Genomic DNA, 17,393 nt, shown 5'->3' on the forward strand with positions numbered 1-17,393 from the left:
CCTCTTTAATAGCGTACTAAGAAGTAAAGGGGGAAAAATGATGCATATTCGGAAGTTAACGCTATTTATTTCAGCACTATTTATCTATTTTACATTGTTGCCAACAGTAAGTGTCCTTGCAGCGCCTAACTTGAATGTAAAGGTGACGACTGGATTTAATGGAAAAGCAAAATATGGGGAAGGTTTGCCGATTAGCTTAACTGTTGAAAATAAAGGAGATGCATTTTCTGGAGATCTCGTGTTGGATACAGTGGAATCGTACAACCTAGGAAATGCACTCGCAATACCATTTGAAATCGGAGCAGGAGAAACGAAAACGGTTCAAGTTGCGGTCAGTGGCTTGGGAGAAGACTATATGTACCAAGGGTCAAACGTTCAGTTGATTCACTTTTTTGAAGGTGGATGGGAAAAAGGAAAATCAATCGATTTCAAGGGAACCAAAAATTTACGAACAAACTTTTATGACCCTACCACTATTTTTTATCTCACACTGACCAATAGTGCAGATCGACTAAAGGCTTTGAATCAGATTAAACAACCAAACCAAATAAATGATGAAGTGATCCATGTTGCCCAGCTAAGTAATTTTTCTTTACCGACTGAGGCGGTAGCATGGGAAATGGCTGACTATATTATTTTAGATGAATTTGTATTAGCAGATTTAGCTGATACGCAGCAACAAGCACTTATTGATTATGTCCATACTGGAGGAAATATTGTAATAGGCGCTTCTGATAATCTAATAGCCGAAGTTGGCAAGCTAGGAGAATACTTGCCGTTATCGTTAGAAACAACAACTCAAAGCTTAACACCAGAGAAGATGCGCGCATTTACTGCAAACAATACATTATCGAGTGATTTAAATGTGCATAATGCCAATTTAAACGAAGGTGCCACTCCTTTATTTAAAGTAGATGGTACCATCCTAGCTGCCAAGAAACAAATAGGCAGTGGGGCGATTATCCAAACGGCTTTTTCTCTTGGTGATGATCCATTAGCGAAAGACCCAGTTTATAGTGATTTAATGTCCACTATTTTACAGTCTGTTAATGTACAAAATACACCAAATATGTACGGTTACAATAATAGTAAAGACCAACTGGTTTATGAATTGGGAGAAACGAATTCCTTATTTAGTTCGTTTAAAGTTTCTACTCCATTGATGATTGGAATCGTAGTCGTTTATATGATAATTATTGTGCCTCTGCTCTATATCATACTGAAAAGAAAAGACAAGAGAGAGTATGCTTGGGGAATTATACCACTCACAGCAATCATTGCCTCTGCTGCTATTTTCGGTTATGGGGCAAGAGACCGTATTGCTCGTCCACAAGTACAACAATCTTCCTTTTTGCATGTAAATGAAGATAAAAGCTTGCAAGGATATTATGCTGAGTCCATTTTAAGCAACAAAAGTGGTGATTTCACATTTGAAGCTCCGACTACTACTACAATGGTTGCCAAGCGGAATTTTAATACATTTACAGGACAGTCGCCAAATGTATATGAAAATGCAATTATGGAAAAACATGCATCAAATAGTGAGCTAACATTTAGAGATGTAGGTTATTGGTCTGTTTCCTCCTTGTTCGGAGAAACCCAAATACCGGAAGTAGGAAATTTTGATATAGACCTTCGAGTGGAGGCAAGTGAACTTACCGGAACAGTTCAAAATAACTTTCCTTTTGTCGTAAAAGAAGTATCTGTATGGTCTGGAAGTAAATTAATCCCGCTAGGTGATCTTGAACCTGGTGAAAAACTGGAAGTAGATAAAAAATTAAGCTCAGTTATGTTAATGCCGATTTCAAATCCATATATCAACCAAAATTATGGCATCAACTCAGGTACATCCATTGATTTAATAGAACAACGAAAACAATCGATGTATTCAGCAAGCTTAATGGGAGACCAATATGGAAAAAGCCCTGTAATTACTGGTTTTGCAGAGGATAATATTGTGCCTATTACGTTACAGGATAAAAAAGTAGAGATGTCAGCGCTTCATTTACTCATACAACCGTTTACAGCAGAAACAGTCTTTGCGGGAGAATTTGTATTACCTGCGAATATGTTCACTGTTAATGTCAATACGGATGAATACGGGAAACATATGGAACCAGTAATGAACAACAGTTTGGAATGGTATTTAGATGATGGAGAGTATAATGTGTATTGGAAAATCCCTGATACTATCCCATTAGATCAAGTAAATTGGACACAATTACAAATTGCCAATACAGATCGCAATTCACAAACAATTGAAATATGGAATATTGAAACAGAGAGCTTTGAAGCAATAACGGAAAGCAGATTCACCAATACCGAAAACATCCAAAATTATATCAATGATAAAGGCGAAATATATTATAAGTTGCAAAAAAAATCGGTTCAAGGTGATTCATATTCGAGACTTCCAGAAGTACGTTTGAAAGGAGATGTTACTCAATGATTGAAATAAAAGGATTAACGAAAAAGTATGGCTCTTTTTATGCATTGAATGACTTAAACCTTACTTTAGAAGAAGGTACTGTCTTTGGATTTGTAGGAGCGAACGGAGCCGGAAAATCCACTACTTTTTCGATATTGGCGACACTTCTTCAACCTACTTCTGGTGATGCTTTTGTTAATGGAAAAAGCGTGAAAAACGATGCACATGAAGTGCGAAAGCAAATTGGTTATATGCCTGACTTTTTCGGTGTTTATGACCAATTAAAAGCAAATGAGTATTTAGATTTTTATGGAGCGAGCTACGGTATTTCAGAAAAAGAAAGAGAAGTCTTAATACCTCAATTACTAGAGCTTGTGAATCTAAGCCATAAACGCTATGACTATGTCGATCTGCTATCTCGAGGGATGAAGCAACGCCTATGTTTGGCTCGTTCACTTATTCATGATCCGAAGGTGTTAATCCTAGATGAACCGGCTTCGGGATTAGATCCAAGAGCTCGCGTTGAAATGAGAGATATTCTAAGACAATTAAAAGGAATGGGTAAAACAATTCTAATTTCCTCTCATATATTACCTGAGCTAGCGGAAATGTGTGATGAAATTGGCGTTATCGATGGTGGAAGACTAATCGCTCATGGATCTGTTGCAGATATTCAAGCACAGCTTGCGGGAGAAAAGCAAATAACGGTGAAGCTAAAAGGATTATTAGAAAACGCGGTTCAGTTTTTTGAGGAGGACCCTTTTGTCTCTAAAGTAGAATTAGAGGTAGATAAAAATTCCATTACATTTCATTATAGAGGTTCAGAAGAGGATCAAATTAATTTGTTAAGAAAGGCACTAGACCATTCCTTAAAAATTATTTCTTTTTCAGAAACAGAGACAGACTTAGAAGATGTGTTCATGGAAATTACGAAAGGGGTGAAATAAGGATGAAGCAATTACTTGCAAATCCCGTTTTAGTAAAGGAAATAAAACTACGCTTTCGATCGTTAAAAAGTTTTACAGGTATTCTCTTTTACTTAATTGCAATGTGTATATTTGTATTCGGCTTTATCATGCTGACTACATCGTTTACTGGTACTGGTTATTTCCGACCGGAAGAAAGTTTCTTCATGTTTGCGATGCTCTCCTATATTCAGCTTGGCCTCATTCTTTTTATCACACCAGGCTTAACTGCAGGTGCCATTAGCTCAGAGCGAGAGAAGCAAACATTAAATATTTTGCTAACAACTTCTCAAACTTCTTTTCAAATTATTTTCGGAAAGCTAACTTCGTCCATTGCATTTCTTTTGTTGTTGGTTGTAGCGGGCTTACCTATTTATAGTTTAGTTTTCCTTTTTGGAGGGGTATCTCCAGGGCAACTAGGGATTATTTTCTTGTTTTTCTTTTTAACGATGCTTGCGATCGGTGGGATAGGAATCATGTACTCCACCATTATTCGTAAAACAATTGTAGCGATGATCGCGACCTATGGAACGATGATTTTCTTCACTGCAGTTACAGGCTTTATTTACCTAGTTATAACTGGTATGAATAGCATGGCTGCAGGAACATTAGCTTCATCACCTATTGCTCATTTTTTTGCAAGTATTAATCCAGTTGTTTTAATGCTTACATTAATTTCGCCTGGATCGGATAGCTTTATAACAGAATCAACGAAAGTGGATCTGCCGATTTGGATAGGATATACGATTTTCTATATTTGTATAACAGTTTTCTCGATCTTTATTGCTGTGAAAAAATTACGTGTAAATATGAAACGAACGAGATGAGGAGGAAGTTAAGATGAGTAGCCCATATAAGTTAATTCGTTATATCGGAAAGGCTAAAAGTCGTCTTGCATGGGAGCATTATATTAGAATGCTACAAGCGGCATTGTTTTATGGATTTGCTTCTGTTGCGGCTATTCTACTCGTCTCCAGGTTATTTGTATTTCCACATTATATTCGAATTGCTGTGCTTGTTGGTAGCATCGTCTTTATTGCCGTTTTTCTGTATGCATTCTGGAAAAGACCTTCTAAGGAATTTGCGACACGAAAACTGGATGCTTTTTTTCCGGATAATTTGTTATTAACAGCGGTTTCTTTCTTGCACGAGAAATCTCCACTCATCAAAGCATTACTTGAGAAAGCGGAGAAGAATAGTGAAGAAGCATTTGTACAATTTAAGCAGCGAGAGAAGCGCTATATTCAACCTAAATGGATTATTGGATTTGTCCTTGCTTTTGTTGCAGCACTTGTACTATATGCATTTCCAGCAGCAACACAGCTGGAAGCAAAGGATATTGAAAAAGAAGAGCAAATTGTGAAGGAAATGAAAAAAGAAGTAGATAAACTAGAGAAAAAAAATCTAGCAAAGCCAGTAAAAAAAGAATTGAAGGAATTAAAAGACAAGCTTAAGGAAGTAGAAACGGCAGAAGAAGCATTACGTGAAATGGTGAAAAAGCAAAAAGAATTAGCTTTAAAAGAACAAAAATTAGAAAAGAAGAAGGAGCTTGCGGAGCAAGGTGACTCTACTGAATCATCTCTATCGGCAGAGGAACAAAAAGAACTTGCTTCTCTAGAAGATACAGTGAGCGCTTTATCCAAAAGTGCAGCCACCTCTCAAACGGCTTTAAGCAAGATGGGAAAATCGTTTCCTTTTACTTCTAATCAAATAGCACAGAGTAGTTCCAACACTAATACGCAAAAAAATCCTAATCAGTCTAGCCAAAGCCAGGGTCAAAATCAGGGCCAAGGCCAGAGTCAAAGCCAAAATCAGAGTCAAGGCCAGAGTCAAGGCCAAGGCCAAGGTCAAGGACAGGGGCAAGGTCAAGGACAGGGGCAAGGACAGGGACAGGGTCAAGGACAGGGGCAAGGTCAAGGACAGGGCCAAGGTCAAGGCCAGGGACAAGGACAGGGCCAAGGCCAAGGCCAAGGTCAAGGTCAAGGAGCAGGTAAGGGTTCTGGTGGAAGGGATCTTCTTTCCATTCCAACAAGAATCGGAGGAACTGGTGAAACTTCTGTAGATGGAGGACAGCTAGGTGAGGGAGAAGCCGCTAATGAGCAACCTGGTGAGGTACCAGTGACACGTGGTTCAGCGAAGCCATATGAAGAAGTTGTAAGTGACTATGCAGATTCCTATATAAAAAGCTCTGAGCGCTTGCAGCTGCCATCGGATTTACAGCGAATCGTTCAGGATTATTTTTCAACCGTTGAAAATAGTGAATAATGGAGGATAATAATGACTTTTACAACAGAGGATTACACAAATATAAGTAAACGTTTAGAGGAAGTTCGAGCAGAAATAGGTCACTTTATCGTAGGTCAAAAAGAAGCTGTAGAATTTTCCATCTACTGTGTCCTAGCTGATGGTCATGCTCTACTAGAAGGACTACCAGGGCTAGGAAAGACCATGCTTATTCGGACAATTTCAGAAGTACTTGATTTATCGTTTTCGCGAATTCAATTCACCCCCGACTTAATGCCATCCGATATAACGGGAACGAGTATGATTGAAAGATTGGAAAACGGTAAACAGCAATTTACATTCCAAAAAGGACCTATTTTTAGTCAAATGGTTTTAGCTGACGAAATAAACCGAGCAACACCGAAAACACAAAGTGCGCTTTTAGAAGCAATGGGAGAAAAAACGGTAACAGTTCTTGGAGAAACGAAGCAAATGGATAAACCTTTTTTTGTGCTTGCTACGCAAAACCCAATTGAAATGGAAGGGACATATCCATTACCAGAAGCGCAAATGGACCGTTTCTTATGTAAAATTCTTGTTTCCTATCCATCTAAGGAAGAGCTGATGGAGATTACTAAGCGAACGACAGGTGGGGAGTCCATTCAGTTGAATAAAATTATGAATGCGACAGAAATCGTGCATGCACAGCAAATGGTAAAAGAAGTGCTAATAGCAGATGATATGCTGGAATATGCAGTTGACCTAGTAGCGGCTACGCATCCAGAAGCTGCTGTTATTCCGGAAATTACTCAATATGTCCAGTACGGAAGTGGACCTCGTGGTCTGCAAAGTCTTATTAAACTAGCGAAAGCGCGCGCGTTAGTTGCTGGACGTTATCATGTATCGATTGCAGATATTAAATCTGTTGCAAAACCAGTGCTTAGACATCGTTTATTACTTAATTACGAAGGAGAAGCAGAAGGAAAAACAGCAGATGAGCTAATAGATGTCGTGATGCAAACGATTAAACAAGGACAAAACGTATGAGTACTGAGCATTTAGTGCCAAAGGATTGGGCAGGGAAACTAAGTAGATTATCGATCTCTACTAAATCCAAATTGCGTGGACAGCATAAAGGCTCACACCGTTCACAGCGCTTCGGGGCATCTCTCGATTTTTCCGATTTTAGAGAGTATAGCCCAGGAGACGATGTCCGCCAAATAGATTGGAATGTCTATGCACGAACGGATAAGTATTTTATCAAACGGTTTTTAGATGAACAGGAAATGCGCGTACATATTTTGCTTGATTGTACGAGGTCCATGAGTGATCCTTTGAAATGGACATTTGCAAAACAGCTAGCGGTATCTCTTGGGATACTCGTTTTACAACGGGATGATCGCTTGTCTTTTTCAGCTGTAAGTGATGACTTAAAGCCGCCGTTTAGACGAAAAGGTGCTACTTATCGGAAAGCCTTTACGAAAACCATATCTGATTTAAAAGAACCTATTATGACTACCTCATTTGTTGAAAATGCAGTTCCTTTTTTACCGAAGGATAGTACGGTTTTATTCGTTATATCAGACTGCTTGGAGAGTTTGGAATCTTGGGAAAAAACGCTTCGAAAACTGCCAAAGTTTGCAGGAGATATTCGTATTTTGCAGGTAGTAACAAATGACGAATTAGCCCCAGTCTATACTGGGGATGTACAAGTAGTAGATGTAGAAACTTCCAATCAGTTAAATGTTTCTATTTCTTCGCCAGTACTTGAATCGTACGAAGAAAAAAGAAAGTTACATCAACATGGACTAGAATTACTATGCAATAAATTCGGAGCAAGATTACTTCAGGTAAATGCAGATGATGGAATTTCGCATGTACTGTTTCAACAGCTATTACGTGCAAATTGGGTGCAATGAGGTGAGATTACTTGGGTTTTAATCAACTGCTATTTTTATGGACTGCTATTTTTCCGATTGCTGTATTACTTTATTATTTCTTCCGCAAAAAATATACTAAGCAACCAGTCTCCTCCACGCTTTTTTGGCAAGAGGTCATGAGAGAAACAAAAGCCTCTCCTTATTTGCAGCATTTACAGCGGAATGCTTTATTTTACTTACAAATGCTCGCGATGATTTTACTTGTTTTTGCTTTACTTCAACCTTTTTGGAAAACGAAGGCACTAGTGGGGGAACAAATTGTATTTATCGTGGATACTTCTGCAACAATGGAAGTAAATACAAACGAAACAACTCTTTTTGACACACATAAAAAACAAATGCTACAGCTTGCAGAAAGTTTATCTGGCAAGCCGCTCACCATCATAACAACCGGCAATGAACCGACCGTGATAGTACGTGCGGAAACAAATATCGATCAAATAAAAAGCGAGATTGATAAATTAGAAGTCAGTTATGAAGACGAAAATATATCGAAATCCTTGGATATTGCCCAATCATTTTTTCAAAATTTAGCGACCTCCGTCTATGTTTTTACAGATGTACTAGATCGCCAGGAACTTCCCTTGCAATATGAAAATGTAACTTGGCAAGTGGAGGCATTAACGTCAGAAGTAGCGAATCTTTCGATTAAACGATTTGGTGCAACTAAAACCAATTCGGGCGTTTCTGCATTAATCCAATTAGAAAATCAAACAAGAAATGAGCAAACAACAGCGCTTGTAGTATCAAATGAACAAAAGGACCTTTTGAAAGAAAAGGTAACCGTTCCACCAAATGAAACAATTACTTTATCATTTGATGAATTAGCAGAATCCGCTTTTTTAAAGGCAACGATTGATGCAAATGATGGATATACATTAGACAATACGATGACAGTATTTATGCAGGACCAATTATCGACAGTGTTTATCGATAGTGGGTTACATGCGCTAATAAGAACCGCATTTCAGTCAATGGATATTGAAGTGAGCAGCGTACCGACTGAACAAATAGGTTTACTTACGGAAGAAGGAATTGTTGTAACAAACCAGTTTGGTCTATTAGATCAACTAGAACGGCCTGCATTATTTATCGGAAGAAACGATGTAAGTGCGATAGAAGTAAATGGTAAAGTACAAACAAGTGAACATGCGCTTTTTTCTTTCGCTAATTTATCCGATATTTATGTGAGTAGTGTTTATCCAGAAATTCAAGGCTATACAACGATTGCAACGGTGGGGGACGAGCCGTTTATACAAGTTTCTCCTAGAGGAGATATAGTCGTGTTAGCAGATATCCAAATGACCGATTGGCCGCTTCATCCTTCTTTCCCACTCTTTATGTGGAGCGTAAAGGAACAGCTTTCTGCGGGGAATACGTATTTAGGTACGTTTACACCTAATGAAAGAAGACCGCAATCACTAGGAAGTACAGCGAATGAATGGGAAATTTACACGATGGAGGACTCCTATCAATATTCCATTGAAAATGGTGGGGCCTTTATGGCACCGAAGAAACCAGGATTATACGTACTTCGTTCCAATGATATCGAAAAAAACTTTTCTGTTGCTTTATCTCAAAAAGAAAAAGAAATAGAAAAAGGAGAAACTTACAAAGTAAGCGGTGAGCAAATAAAAATGAGTGAAAATTATTCACAACATTCATTTGTTCCATATATCTTACTATTATTGTTGTTATTATTTGTCATAGAGTGGGAGGTGCAAAGACGACGTGGATTTACGAGTTGACCAACCACTTTGGCTATTGTTATTAATTCCTATTGTTATTTATTTCGTTTGGACATGGAAAAAAGAGAAGAAGGGCTTTCGAAAAGAAGGAAGAGTGGTCTTTTTTCTTCGCCTTCTTGCTATTTTTTGTTTAATTTTAGGGTTAACTAATCCTTATCTTTTATTGCCTATTAAAGAGGAGCAGGTGCTTTTCTTAGTCGATCGCTCTGCTTCTGTGCAAGGAACGGACAACCAGGTGACTTCGTTTATCGAACAAAGCTTAACATCGCGAAAAAATACACAACTCGTAGGTGTGTATACATTTGCAGAAGACTTCCAGTCGGAGGTGGCTTTAACTGCAGGGGAAGTAAATTTACCTGTTTTTACACCGATGAAAGCACCAGGTAACACAGACATAGCAAGGGCATTGCAATTAGCAACTGGAATCGTAGAAACATCGAAAGCGACAAGAATAGTCCTTTTCACAGATGGTTTGGAAACAAGTGGCTCCGTACAAGATGAGCTATTGAAAATTGCTGGGGGAAACGTGACGATTGATGTCGTGCAACTTGAACGAGTCTCTTCGGAGGATGTTGCGATTACCTCATTTGAAACACCTCCAATTGCATTTGAAGGGGAGCAGCAACAGCTAAATGTTCAGTTAGAAGCGACAACTAATACAAATGGAGAATTACTGCTTTACGAAAACGATCAATTATTATCCCGTGAACAAATAACACTAGAACAAGGAGCGAATAGTTTTACGTTTCGAAATGCCTCTAGTGGAGAAGGTTTATTAAAATATGAAGTTCAAGTTGTCGTGAGTGGTGATGGATTAATCGAGAACAATAAATTGACAAGTGTAACAAATGTAGAAAGTTCTCCTCACCTATTGGTTGTCACACATGTGGGAAATCACTCTAATATTCCAACCGTCATTGACCAAGCAGCAATTCAAACCGACGTAATAGATGCAAGTGCACTGCCGTTTGATCTATCGAATTATTTACGGTACGATGCAATTATTTTCGATAATGTACCCGGGCATGCTGTAGGTGAACAAAAAATGACCGTCATTGAACAAGCGGTAAAAAACTTCGGAGTCGGCTTTATGATGGTTGGAGGAACAAATAGTTTTGGGTTAGGTGGATACTTTAAAACGCCTATTGAAAAATTATTACCCGTTGAGATGGAGATTAAAGGAAAACACCAAATGCCATCGCTCGGTTTGGTTATCGTGATGGACCGATCGGGCAGTATGAGTGGTTCTAAATTCGAATATGCAAAAGAAGCAGCAGCTCGTTCAGTCGAAATGCTTAGAGAAGGGGATAATCTAGGATTTATCGCATTTGACGATCGTCCTTGGGAAATAATCGAAACGGCACCTCTTTCGGATAAACAAGAAGCATTAGACACTATCTTATCCGTTGGAGTAGGCGGTGGAACGGAAATTTACTCGAGTTTAGCACTGGCTTATGAAAAATTGGCTCCTTTGAAGTTACAACGTAAGCACGTCATTTTATTGACAGATGGACAATCTGCTGCAAGTGGCGATTACCAAACATTAATCGAAGAAGGCTCCAAAGATTTGATCACCGTTTCAACTGTAGCGGTTGGGCAAGATGCCGATCGAGCGCTACTTGAAAGTTTAGCCGAAATGGGCGGAGGAACATTTTACGATGTTGCTGATGAATCAACTATCCCGGCCATTATGTCTACAGAAACGGCGATGATTTCCCGAACCTATATTGAGGATAATCCATTCTATCCAATTATTTATGGCGATGCTGCTTGGACGAGCTTGTTTACAGATGGAGTGCCGCAAATGAACGCCTATATTGCGACAACACCAAAGCAAACGGCATCCATTATTGCCGAAAGTGAAAAAGAAGATCCAGTGCTTGTAGAGTGGATGTATGGATTAGGAAGAACAATAGCGTTCACTTCCGATTCTACAGGGGAATGGAGCGGTGATTTTGCTAGATGGAATAATTGGGGAGACTTTTGGAACACTGCAGTATCCCGTCTGTTGCCAGCCTATAGCGAAGTGCCATTTACTATTCAAAAAGCAAGCGACGGTAGTTATACAGTAACGGATCCCTCTGGGAAATCCTCTTTTTTAGAAGTAGCAGCGGTAAATGAAAAAGGGGAAGAACTCCCGGTTACATCAGAACCACTTGCACCAGGTAAATCACGTGTAACGGTAGAGAGCGATCCAGGTCTTGTATTTTTCCGAGTGTCCAATGAGCAAGATGCTGTTTACCAAGCGGGCATTTCTATTCCATATAGTGAAGAATACAAAGTACAAAAGCCAAATACCAATAAGCTAGAAATGATTGCGAATCGAGCGGGAGGCAAAATGCTTACTGATGCTTCAGAAGTATTCCGAACAATCGATTTAAAAAGCTCAGAGCGACAATCGATACAGCAGATGCTTATCTTGGCTGCAATTCTATTGTTTTTCGTTGATATTACAATTCGAAGATTTGGTTTTAGACAATTACTCGCACCATTTAATATGAAAGGCAAGAAAAAGAAAACAGTAGAGACCACTGCTAGTACAAGTAATGTAGAAAAGCTGGTGAATGGGAAAAAGAAAAGGTAGGAAATGGTTGAGGGCAACTAATTCCGTTTGAAACCAACCAATTTTTATTCCAAAGCAACCAAAGCTGGAAGGTAAGCAACCAGATATACAATGAGAGCAACCAAATGAAAACACCCGAGGCAAATGAGTATATTTGCCTCGGGTGTTTGCTATTAGCATTGATTACTACTTGGATAGAGAGGTTCATTGCTCGTGAGGCGCTTAATTTATTTGATAGAACCTTAAGCAATAATTGGCTTTTTCTTTTTAATCCAAATAATCGTAATACCCCATGAACATAAAAGGATAAATGCCCCAATAACGAATGGGAGATTTAAATTCATATCAAAAAACATTCCTGCAAGTGCTGGACCAACCATATTCCCTAAACTCATATAGGCATTATTCATCCCGGCTGCAAAACCTTGTTCGTTTCCAGCAAGCTTCGAAACGACTGTATTAACAGCAGGGCGGATTAAAGTAGTTGCTGTTGAGAAAAGAGTAGCTATTAACAATACTAGCGCAAACCCGTCTACTAAGAAAAAGGCTAATAAAGATAATGCTGCACCGACAAGACTGACTAAAATTACATTCAACTCACCGAACCGTTTAAATAATTTATTAATAATTAAAGTTTGCACAATGACACCAGCAAATCCTCCAACTGTTAATACGATAGCGATATCTTGTGGAGTGTAATTATATTTATGATCCACGTATAGGGAAAAAGTTGTTTGGAAATTTGCAATCCCGAACGAGAATACAAAAATAATAATGAGCATCATAAAATAGGGAGTTTTGATCGAGTTTTTCATTTGAACAAGTATATTTTCGCTTTTTTTCTTCGCCTCAGGATTTTCAGAAATCGCATTTTTGATATCCGGTAAAATGACAAAAGAGATTACAGCTGAAAGAATTGCTGCAATGGCAGCCATGTAAAAAGGAAAAGTTAAACTAACCTTTGCTAAAAATCCTCCAATTGCTGGTCCTATCATAAATCCTAAAGACATCGATGCTCCGAGTAAGCCCATTCCTCTTCCCCGGTCCTCAAGAGAGGTAATATCGGCAACAAATGCCATCGTAGCGGGGATTAAAAAAGCCCCCCCAATACCGCTTATAAAGCGTGCAGCATATAACATCCATTCGTGAGTTGCCATGCCGAACCAAAATTGAGAAGCTGAAAATATTACTAATCCAACAATAATAAGTTTTTTACGTCCAAAAGTATCGGATAGATCACCCGCTAATGGTGAAAATAAAAACTGTCCTAAAGCAAATGATGCAATGATAAATCCTAGTGCCTGACCTGCTACGCCAAACGTTTCTAAATACTGCGGCATGACGGGAATAACAAGTCCAATTCCTGACATTGCGATAAACATATTAAACATCAAAATATATAGTGCAAATTGTGATGGTTTCTTCGCCATATGATTCCTGCTTTCTTAAATTACTTAGTATGCGTCTATCGATTCTACCATATTATAAAGATAATAAAAACTTTCGCGACACGAAAAATTAATAATAGTTAATTTGGAAAATAAGAAATAGAGCCGCCGATTAAAGGCAACTCTATTTGTTAGTTTGTTCCCATTTTAAATTTTAAAAATAACTCGTTATAAACTCCAAGCATCTCAAGACCTAGATTATTATAAACTTCTAAATTATCTCTTGTTTCTTCGGTAGGATAAAAGCGTTCATCTGCTGTTACTTCTTCATCCATCAATTCCACAGCGGCTGCATTTGGAATGGAATAACCAACATAATCCGCATTTTGTGCAGCTACTTCAGCATCCAACATAAAGTTTATAAATGCATGAGCACCTTCTATATTCGCTGCAGTTTTTGGAATAACCATATTATCGAACCATAAATTAGATCCTTCTTCAGGAACAGAATAGTCAAGTTCTTCGTTTTCCCACATCATATCCGCTGCTTGGCCAGACCATGTCAAAGCAACAGCAGCTTCCTCGTTTACCATAAGCTGTGTTACTTCATCTCCAATGATTGCTTTGACGTTTGGTGTAAGTTTATTTAGTTTCTCCGAAGCTTCTTGCAATTCTTTTTCATTGGTAGAGTTTAAAGAATATCCTAAGCTATTTAATCCCATTCCAATAACTTCACGAGCACTATCCACTAACAACACTTGACCTTTTAAGGATGGGTCCCATAGTGCATCCCAGCTATCAAAAGTTTGTCCATCCAGTAAGGAAGGATTGAATACAATACCTACTGTTCCCCAAAAATAGGGGATAGAAAACTCATTTTTGGGATCAAACGATAAATCCAAAAAATATGGATCAATATTTTTCAGATTAGGAATCTTCGAGTGATCAATTGGAAGTAGTAAATCATGCTCTTTCATTTTCTCGATTGCATACTCAGATGGAACTGCAATATCGTATGAAGTTCCACCTTGTTCAATTTTTGTCATCATTGCTTCGTTTGAATCAAACGTTTCATACACTACACGATAACCTGATTCGTCTTCAAATTGGGCTATTAAATCTGGATCAATATATTCTCCCCAGTTATAGATCGTTACAGTATCGCTGCCAGCTTTTCCTGAATTCTTATTCAACAGATCATTCACAAAAAACAATACGAGACAAACGAGAATGATAGTAAGTGCTGCTCTTACGATGTCTTTCATTTTCTTACCCCCATTCCTACAGGGCTTTTCCCTCTTTGGCTAATAAAGTAATAGCCTACTACAAGCAACAATGTCACGATAAAGATAATTCCTGATAACGCATTGATCGTTAAGGTAATTCCAGCACGTGCCATCGAGTAAATTTCGACAGATAGCGTACTAAAACCATTTCCTGTTACAAAGAAAGTAACAGCAAAATCATCAAGTGAATACGTAAGTGCCATGAAGAATCCTGCAAAAATCCCTGGTTTAATAAATGGAATAATGACTCTTCGCAAAATTTCTCCCTTAGTCGCACCAAGATCTGCCGCTGCATCTATTAAAGAGCTATTCATCTCCTGTAGTTTTGGCAATACCATTAATACTACGATTGGAATACTAAAGGCAATATGCGAGATTAATACAGACGCGAAGCCTAATTTAACGCCAATCATTGTAAACAAGATTAAGAATGATGCCCCAATGACAACGTCTGGACTAACGATTAGCACATTGTTTAAGGATAACAAAGAATTACGTATAGATTTGTTGCGCATATATACAATGCCTAGCGAACCAAATACTCCAATGATTGTTGCGAGTAAAGCAGAAAGCAGAGCAACAATGACTGTATTGATCAAAATCATGATCAGTCGAGTATCGGAAAATACAGCACCATAATGCTCCCAAGTAAACGACTCGAAATTACTCATAGAACCGCCACTATTAAACGAATAAAAGATCAAATACAAAATCGGTGCATATAAAATTATGAAAATAAGGGCTAAGTAAAGTTTCGCTGTTTTACTAGTTCTTTCCATTAGAATTAGCCCCCTTATCCCTTTGTCCAGTAATGATCATGACAATGACCATAAAAATAATTAAGAATACGGCAATGGTCGAACCCATTCCCCAGTTTTGCGTAACTAAAAATTGTTGCTCAATAGCAGTACCAAGTGTAATAACTTTATTTCCAGCGATTAGTCGAGTAATCATGAATAAGGAAAGGGAAGGGATAAACACCGCTTGAATCCCAGCTTTAACCCCATTCGTAGTTAATGGAAAGATGACTTTTGAAAAGGTTGTCCAACTAGATGCACCTAAATCCCTACTTGCATCGATCAATGATGGATTTAATTTATCCAAAGCGTTAAAGATAGGTAGAATCATAAATGGAATAAAAATATAAACTGATACAAATATAAAACTAAAGTCTGTAAATAAAATTTGTGTTTCTCCAAAACCAAATACATTTAAAAAGGCATTAATAGGGCCATATAAGCCAAAAATTCCAATGAATGCATACGTTTTTAATAATAAGTTAATCCAAGATGGAATAATGATTAATAATAACCATAATTGTTTATGTTTCGTTTTTGTCAGCAAATAAGCTGTAGGGTATGCAACCAGTAAGGAAAATAGCGTTATAAGAAATGCATACCAAAAAGAGCTAAGTGTTAACTTTAAATAAATAGAAGTGAAGAAGTTTTTATAATTATCTAATGTGAAATTTCCACTTAAATCGAAAAGGGAATAATAAGCGATTAAAGCAATTGGTGCGATGACAAATAATATAATCCATGCAAAATAAGGTATTAAATAAAATGTTTTTGTGTTTTTAGTTTGCATATGCGTCTTCTCCGTAAGACTCAAGTCGCTTATCAAATTCTTCTTCCGTTTCGTTCAGGCGCATAACATGAATTGCTTCAGGATCAAAGTCTAACCCTATAAATGCGCCAACTTCCGCTTTTTTCGTGGAGTGGACTAGCCATTCGTTTCCTTCATCATCGTACGTGGAAAGTTCATAGTGAACTCCTCTAAATAATTGTGTATCTACTTTTACTTTCATTTTCCCCTTTTCGACAGAGGTAATTTCTAAATCTTCTGGTCGAATGACAATATCGACATTTTCATTCGGATTTAGTCCTTGGTCCACACATTCAAATTCTTTTTCACCAATTCGTACGCGGAAATCGGCAACCATCGTGCCAGAAACAATATTCGATTCTCCGATAAAATCTGCTACAAATCGATTGATCGGTTCATCGTAAATATCCATTGGTGTTCCACTTTGTTCAATATTTCCTGCATTGAGCACGAAAATTTCATCGGACATAGCTAACGCTTCCTCTTGGTCATGCGTAACAAAGATAAATGTTTTGCCTAATCGCTGTTGAAGCTCACGAAGCTCGTATTGCATTTCTGACCGTAGTTTCAAGTCTAAAGCAGAAAGCGGCTCATCAAGTAAAATGATTTCTGGATCATTTACGATTGCTCGAGCAATTGCTACACGCTGTCGTTGACCACCAGACATTTCTGCAATTTCTCTATTTTCATACCCTGATAAGTTAACAAACTTTAGTGCCTCTAACACTTTTTCTTCAATTTCTTTTTTTCCTAGTTTTTTAATACGAAGACCGAATGCTACATTTTCAAACACATTTAAGTGAGGGAATAGTGCATAGTCTTGGAAAACTGTATTCACTTGACGTTCGTTTGCAGGAACATTATTGATTAGTTTTCCATTAAAATAAATATTTCCACTAGAAGGTTGCATAAATCCTGCAATTAATCGCAAAATAGTTGTTTTCCCACAACCGGATGGACCAAGTAGCGTATAGAATTTGCCACGCTCTAATTCAAAGTTAATATCCGTTAACACAGTTGTTTCTGCATCGTAGTGTTTGGTGACGTTTTCAAAGCGAATGATAGGTGTCTCAGACATAATGTACCTCCAATTTGTATATTGTAAGAAAGGAAGGCCTTCTTACTTAGTATTTGTCCAGCTGCAACGCCTTACCCCTTGGGGTCAAATGTGAAATAGCTGTGGTGGCTGAGGAGCTGCCTCCTCGCTATTTCACATTTGCCTGTCGGGGTAGACATAGGCGCTTCCG

General features: G+C 38.1%; 13 protein-coding genes. 8 read left to right on the forward strand and 5 right to left on the reverse strand.

Annotation, left to right across the window (positions count from 1 at the left end; genetic code table 11):
- Positions 1-40: 40 nt before the first annotated feature.
- From FG382_RS03790 to FG382_RS03825, 8 genes are read left to right on the forward strand one after another with little or no spacing between them, the layout of a single operon-like run.
- A complete protein-coding gene (locus tag FG382_RS03790) occupies positions 41-2,449 on the forward strand; it encodes a DUF7408 domain-containing protein (RefSeq protein WP_142537565.1) in 2,409 nt (802 codons plus the stop codon).
- Complete coding sequence (locus FG382_RS03795) at positions 2,446-3,375, forward strand: ABC transporter ATP-binding protein (protein WP_142537566.1); 930 nt, start codon at positions 2,446-2,448, stop codon at positions 3,373-3,375. Before FG382_RS03790 ends, FG382_RS03795 begins: the two co-directional genes overlap by 4 nt.
- A 2-nt stretch (positions 3,376-3,377) precedes the next feature.
- On the forward strand, positions 3,378-4,220 hold the full coding sequence (locus FG382_RS03800) for an ABC transporter permease (RefSeq protein WP_142537567.1): 843 nt from the start codon (positions 3,378-3,380) through the stop codon (positions 4,218-4,220).
- 13 nt (positions 4,221-4,233) lie between these two features.
- Positions 4,234-5,658, forward strand: a complete 1,425-nt coding sequence (locus FG382_RS03805) for a hypothetical protein (RefSeq protein ID WP_142537568.1) — start codon at positions 4,234-4,236, stop codon at positions 5,656-5,658.
- A gap of 12 nt (positions 5,659-5,670) precedes the next feature.
- Positions 5,671-6,663, forward strand: a complete 993-nt coding sequence (locus tag FG382_RS03810) for an AAA family ATPase (RefSeq protein ID WP_142537569.1) — start codon at positions 5,671-5,673, stop codon at positions 6,661-6,663.
- The gene (locus tag FG382_RS03815; RefSeq protein WP_142537570.1) at positions 6,660-7,535 is read left to right on the forward strand and encodes a DUF58 domain-containing protein; all 876 of its coding nucleotides are present in this window, start codon (positions 6,660-6,662) and stop codon (positions 7,533-7,535) included. The genes FG382_RS03810 and FG382_RS03815 overlap by 4 nt, the downstream gene beginning before the upstream one ends.
- A gap of 11 nt (positions 7,536-7,546) precedes the next feature.
- A complete protein-coding gene (locus tag FG382_RS03820) occupies positions 7,547-9,304 on the forward strand; it encodes a vWA domain-containing protein (RefSeq protein WP_142537571.1) in 1,758 nt (585 codons plus the stop codon).
- Positions 9,288-11,888: a VWA domain-containing protein gene (locus FG382_RS03825; protein WP_142537572.1), complete on the forward strand. Its 2,601-nt coding sequence runs from the start codon at positions 9,288-9,290 to the stop codon at positions 11,886-11,888. The genes FG382_RS03820 and FG382_RS03825 overlap by 17 nt, the downstream gene beginning before the upstream one ends.
- 221 nt (positions 11,889-12,109) lie before the next feature.
- Here the strand turns inward: FG382_RS03825 and FG382_RS03830 are convergent, their stop codons facing one another.
- From FG382_RS03830 to FG382_RS03850, 5 genes are all read right to left on the reverse strand, one after another.
- Complete coding sequence (locus tag FG382_RS03830) at positions 12,110-13,297, reverse strand: MFS transporter (protein ID WP_142537573.1); 1,188 nt, start codon at positions 13,295-13,297, stop codon at positions 12,110-12,112.
- Positions 13,298-13,446: 149 nt separating this feature from the next.
- The gene (locus FG382_RS03835) at positions 13,447-14,520 is read right to left on the reverse strand and encodes an ABC transporter substrate-binding protein (RefSeq protein WP_142537574.1); all 1,074 of its coding nucleotides are present in this window, start codon (positions 14,518-14,520) and stop codon (positions 13,447-13,449) included.
- The gene (locus tag FG382_RS03840; protein WP_142537575.1) at positions 14,517-15,320 is read right to left on the reverse strand and encodes an ABC transporter permease; all 804 of its coding nucleotides are present in this window, start codon (positions 15,318-15,320) and stop codon (positions 14,517-14,519) included. Before FG382_RS03840 ends, FG382_RS03835 begins: the two co-directional genes overlap by 4 nt.
- Positions 15,307-16,128 carry an ABC transporter permease gene (locus FG382_RS03845; protein ID WP_142537576.1) on the reverse strand — a complete coding sequence of 274 codons (822 nt, stop codon included), beginning with the start codon at positions 16,126-16,128 and terminating at the stop codon, positions 15,307-15,309. The genes FG382_RS03840 and FG382_RS03845 overlap by 14 nt, the downstream gene beginning before the upstream one ends.
- Positions 16,118-17,224 carry an ABC transporter ATP-binding protein gene (locus tag FG382_RS03850; RefSeq protein WP_142537577.1) on the reverse strand — a complete coding sequence of 369 codons (1,107 nt, stop codon included), beginning with the start codon at positions 17,222-17,224 and terminating at the stop codon, positions 16,118-16,120. The genes FG382_RS03845 and FG382_RS03850 overlap by 11 nt, the downstream gene beginning before the upstream one ends.
- Positions 17,225-17,393: the final 169 nt, after the last annotated feature.

Source organism: Psychrobacillus lasiicapitis (genome assembly GCF_006861795.1).
Lineage (GTDB): Bacteria > Bacillota > Bacilli > Bacillales_A > Planococcaceae > Psychrobacillus > Psychrobacillus lasiicapitis.

What these genes read in the sequence shown, in the direction of transcription:
- FG382_RS03840 (WP_142537575.1), bottom strand. Translation starts at nt 15,320, where the DNA reads ATGGAAAGAACTAGTAAAACAGCGAAACTTTACTTAGCCCTTATTTTC.
- FG382_RS03790 (WP_142537565.1), top strand. Translation starts at nt 41, where the DNA reads ATGCATATTCGGAAGTTAACGCTATTTATTTCAGCACTATTTATCTAT.
- FG382_RS03835 (WP_142537574.1), bottom strand. Translation starts at nt 14,520, where the DNA reads ATGAAAGACATCGTAAGAGCAGCACTTACTATCATTCTCGTTTGTCTC.
- FG382_RS03805 (WP_142537568.1), top strand. Translation starts at nt 4,234, where the DNA reads ATGAGTAGCCCATATAAGTTAATTCGTTATATCGGAAAGGCTAAAAGT.
- FG382_RS03800 (WP_142537567.1), top strand. Translation starts at nt 3,378, where the DNA reads ATGAAGCAATTACTTGCAAATCCCGTTTTAGTAAAGGAAATAAAACTA.
- FG382_RS03850 (WP_142537577.1), bottom strand. Translation starts at nt 17,224, where the DNA reads ATGTCTGAGACACCTATCATTCGCTTTGAAAACGTCACCAAACACTAC.
- FG382_RS03815 (WP_142537570.1), top strand. Translation starts at nt 6,660, where the DNA reads ATGAGTACTGAGCATTTAGTGCCAAAGGATTGGGCAGGGAAACTAAGT.
- FG382_RS03830 (WP_142537573.1), bottom strand. Translation starts at nt 13,297, where the DNA reads ATGGCGAAGAAACCATCACAATTTGCACTATATATTTTGATGTTTAAT.
- FG382_RS03810 (WP_142537569.1), top strand. Translation starts at nt 5,671, where the DNA reads ATGACTTTTACAACAGAGGATTACACAAATATAAGTAAACGTTTAGAG.
- FG382_RS03845 (WP_142537576.1), bottom strand. Translation starts at nt 16,128, where the DNA reads ATGCAAACTAAAAACACAAAAACATTTTATTTAATACCTTATTTTGCA.
- FG382_RS03795 (WP_142537566.1), top strand. Translation starts at nt 2,446, where the DNA reads ATGATTGAAATAAAAGGATTAACGAAAAAGTATGGCTCTTTTTATGCA.